This is a genomic window from Natribacillus halophilus (genome assembly GCF_900100185.1).
GTDB lineage: Bacteria > Bacillota > Bacilli > Bacillales > Marinococcaceae > Natribacillus > Natribacillus halophilus.
In genome coordinates, this window is record NZ_FNEN01000007.1 from 1 (window position 1) to 1,957 (window position 1,957).

Here is a 1,957-nt window from a genome sequence, read left to right on the forward strand (position 1 = left end):
GGGCCTGTGGTGTAGCGGTTAACATGCCTGCCTGTCACGCAGGAGATCGCGGGTTCGATTCCCGTCAGGCCCGCCATTTACATATTGGCTCGATAGCTCAGTCGGTAGAGCAGTAGACTGAAAATCTACGTGTCGGCGGTTCGATTCCGTCTCGAGCCACCATCTTTCCCGGCCGGTCTAGCTCAATTGGCAGAGCAACTGACTTGTAATCAGTAGGTTGGGGGTTCAAGTCCTCTGGCCGGCACCATTCTGGAAATTAGAAGTGAGAGGTTGGAAGTTGGATTTCAAAATCTCTAACCTCTAACCACCAACATCTAACATCCAAGCCGGAGGAGTAGCGAAGTCTGGCCAAACGCGGCGGACTGTAAATCCGCTCTCTCTGAGTTCGGCGGTTCGAATCCGTCCTCCTCCACCATTCAGGGGTATAGTTTAATGGCAAAACAGGGGTCTCCAAAACCTCCGATGTGGGTTCGATTCCTACTACCCCTGCCATTTGTATATGACGAATGGCGGTTGTGGCGAAGTGGTTAACGCACCGGATTGTGGTTCCGGCATTCGTGGGTTCGATCCCCATCAACCGCCCCATGATTGGGCCATAGCCAAGTGGTAAGGCATCAGGTTTTGGTCCTGAGATGCGCTGGTTCGAATCCAGCTGGCCCAGCCATATAAGCGGGAGTAGTTCAGCGGTAGAACACCACCTTGCCAAGGTGGGGGTCGCGAGTTCGAATCTCGTCTTCCGCTCCATTTTTTTATGGCGGCATAGCCAAGTGGTAAGGCAGGGGACTGCAAATCCTCTACGCCCCGGTTCAAATCCGGGTGCCGCCTCCATTTAAAGTGTAGGACATGCCGGGGTGGTGGAAGTGGCAGACACACAGGACTTAAAATCCTGCGGTCGGTAATACGACCGTGCCGGTTCGAGTCCGGCCCTCGGCACCATAAAACAACCAGGCGATCACCTCGGAATGCTGGGTGATCTTTTTCATTGCGGGTAGCGGAGGTATTTTTGTGGACATAAACGTTCCGGTAAAAAAGTTAACGACAGACGCAAGAATGCCTACTTACGGCAGTGAGGACGCGGCAGGATTTGACTTATACGCGGCAGAAGAAGTGACGATTGAGCCGGGTGAGGCAATAATCGTGAAGCTCGGACTTGCCTTTGCTATCCCTAAAGGGTACGAAATACAAATACGGCCACGGAGCGGAATCTCCAGAAAGTCAAAATTACGGATACCAAATGCACCGGGAACGATCGATGCCGATTATCGGGGGGAAGTCGGTATACCTCTTGATAATATATCGCACCTTAGCGAAGATAAGGTAAACACCGTTCTCACCATTCAGGGAGAAAAAGAAAATTGTGTAACCTTTCATCCTGAAGGCACCTACATCATCCATAAGCATGACCGCATCGCTCAGGGTATTTTAAAAGAGGTGCCGAGAGCGGTGTTTTCAGAAGTTGAATCGCTGGAAGAAACGAGACGTGGCCTGGGCGGATTCGGTTCAACCGGAATCCGTTAGAATAAATTGCTGTATTTCCTTGCAAAAAGGGCCTGGTACATGCTATATTATTACTTGTCGTGAACGAGAACTTGGCGGTGTGGCGGAATTGGCAGACGCGCGCGACTCAAAATCGCGTTTCTACGGAAGTGTGGGTTCGAGTCCCACCACCGCTACCAATTAAGTTACATTTGATGATAAGCACTGCGTCAATCCAAAGGATTGAGGGGTGCTTTTTTTGTATGTCAAAACGAAGGAGTAACGTTATAGGCGAGACTCGAACCGGATACTATCGACATCGCCAACGATTTATCCTGTTTGCTGACAAAAATAATTTGGGAAAAGAAAAAACGCTGCTTTTGTGGGATCACTCCACACTATCGTCCCCCACGATCAGGCGGGATCACCGTAAGGGGTATGAAATCGCGTTAATCGTCCCTCTGAGAGCGAGCCGATCTTG

General features: G+C 50.7%; 2 protein-coding genes and 11 tRNA genes. All 13 read left to right on the plus strand.

Annotated features, from left to right (window positions below; genetic code table 11):
- Positions 1 to 76 (plus strand) — tRNA-Asp (locus tag BLS58_RS09175).
- Positions 77 to 86: 10 nt separating this feature from the next.
- A tRNA-Phe gene (locus tag BLS58_RS09180) sits at positions 87 to 162 on the plus strand.
- Between the two features lie 9 nt (positions 163 to 171).
- Positions 172 to 247: transfer RNA gene (locus BLS58_RS09185), tRNA-Thr, on the plus strand.
- Positions 248 to 328: 81 nt separating this feature from the next.
- A tRNA-Tyr gene (locus BLS58_RS09190) sits at positions 329 to 415 on the plus strand.
- Between the two features lie 3 nt (positions 416 to 418).
- A tRNA-Trp gene (locus tag BLS58_RS09195) sits at positions 419 to 492 on the plus strand.
- Between the two features lie 17 nt (positions 493 to 509).
- Positions 510 to 585 (plus strand) — tRNA-His (locus BLS58_RS09200).
- 4 nt (positions 586 to 589) lie between these two features.
- Positions 590 to 664: transfer RNA gene (locus BLS58_RS09205), tRNA-Gln, on the plus strand.
- A 5-nt stretch (positions 665 to 669) separates the two neighbouring features.
- Positions 670 to 744, plus strand: a tRNA-Gly gene (locus BLS58_RS09210).
- A gap of 9 nt (positions 745 to 753) precedes the next feature.
- Positions 754 to 828: transfer RNA gene (locus BLS58_RS09215), tRNA-Cys, on the plus strand.
- Positions 829 to 845: 17 nt separating this feature from the next.
- A tRNA-Leu gene (locus tag BLS58_RS09220) sits at positions 846 to 936 on the plus strand.
- A 69-nt stretch (positions 937 to 1,005) separates the two neighbouring features.
- Complete coding sequence (locus BLS58_RS09225) at positions 1,006 to 1,518, plus strand: dUTP diphosphatase (protein ID WP_342705571.1); 513 nt, start codon at positions 1,006 to 1,008, stop codon at positions 1,516 to 1,518.
- Positions 1,519 to 1,591: 73 nt separating this feature from the next.
- Positions 1,592 to 1,676, plus strand: a tRNA-Leu gene (locus BLS58_RS09230).
- Positions 1,677 to 1,739: 63 nt separating this feature from the next.
- Positions 1,740 to 1,957: hypothetical protein (locus BLS58_RS17835; protein ID WP_218126204.1), on the plus strand; the 218-nt coding region annotated here is incomplete at its 3' end.